Annotated in this window: 3 protein-coding genes; all 3 read right to left on the reverse strand. The window is 31.8% G+C overall.

Translation table 11 applies throughout. From position 1 onward, the window contains the following. Window positions 1-422: IS66 family transposase (locus tag CLVI_RS17155; RefSeq protein ID WP_207655408.1), on the reverse strand; the 422-nt coding region annotated here is incomplete at its 3' end. A 90-nt stretch (window positions 423-512) separates the two neighbouring features. After that, complete coding sequence (gene tnpB / locus CLVI_RS17160) at window positions 513-866, reverse strand: IS66 family insertion sequence element accessory protein TnpB (RefSeq protein WP_106061458.1); 354 nt, start codon at window positions 864-866, stop codon at window positions 513-515. Continuing rightward, the coding region (locus CLVI_RS17605) for a hypothetical protein (RefSeq protein WP_170065711.1) at window positions 860-1,057 on the reverse strand (198 nt) is incomplete at its 5' end. The genes tnpB and CLVI_RS17605, both read right to left, overlap by 7 nt.

Below are 1,057 nucleotides of genomic sequence, written 5' to 3' on the forward strand. Positions count from 1 at the left end.
TCTACAACCCTTGCCTGAGCTGGAATTATTTTTAATTCTTTTCTAATATTTTTACCCATGATATGTAAAGCGTTGCTACATTCTGGACATGATCGTTCATGTTCTGGAAGATAGTATTCCACAACTTCTACATCTAGGTCTTCTAACATTTCAGCTTTTTTACCTACACATTTTTTTCTCTTGTAATTAATTTCTTCCAGTTCGGGTTCTTTAACACTTACATCAGCTTCTGTTTCAACCTCATCGAACAAAGAAAATTGATCATATTGGCTTTTTTCACTTGAAGCTCCAAATTTTTTATGTTTTGATAGTGTAATCTGCTCCATCATCCAGGCTATCTTATTTTCCAACATTTTCACTTGAGACTCTAAAGTATTTATATATTCAGTTTGATTCTCGCTTTTTTTTACTTCGTTATTCATAAGTATATTATACCATGTATCGTACTGAAAAACGATAAAAACCCGCAAAAATATTAGTCTATAAACCCTTTGTTTTCAAGGGTTTATAGGCTAAATTAGTGTTCTCTCTTTTACTTCTTTATGTGCCTTAGGCTGAACTATTGATAGGCCATCAAGAAGCCACCTTAATTCTCTTTGAGTGATAGTTTTTACGTCTAGTTCCTTACTTGGCCATTTAAATTTTCCTTTTTCTAACCGCTTATAATATAACCAAAATCCTGAATATTCCCATTGGAGCATCTTAAGCTTATCTTTGTTTTTATTGCAGAATATAAACAGACAATTTGAGAATGGATCTAACTTGAATCTCATTTGGACAATTGCAGCTAATCCATCAATAGATTTCCTTAAATCCGTTGAGCCGCAGGCAAGATATACTTGCTCAGAATTAGTAAGGTTTAACATAACTTCATTATGATATTTAGAACATCTTTTAATGTTTCTTTATTAAAATCATTTTTTATATCTAAAATAATATCTCCAATTTTTAATGAAATTGATGAAGTTTCAAATTTTTTAGGTATTGCTACGCTTCCCCATTCCAGGGTGTTTTCTCCAGCTACCGCTTCGGATTTTTTTTTATAGGCGATAAAGGT

Origin of the sequence: Clostridium vincentii (assembly GCF_002995745.1) — a bacterium.
Taxonomy (GTDB): domain Bacteria; phylum Bacillota; class Clostridia; order Clostridiales; family Clostridiaceae; genus Clostridium; species Clostridium vincentii.

Bases quoted from the DNA above. Each gene is read 5' to 3' on its own strand.
- tnpB (WP_106061458.1), bottom strand. From the start codon at position 866: ATGTTAAACCTTACTAATTCTGAGCAAGTATATCTTGCCTGCGGCTCA.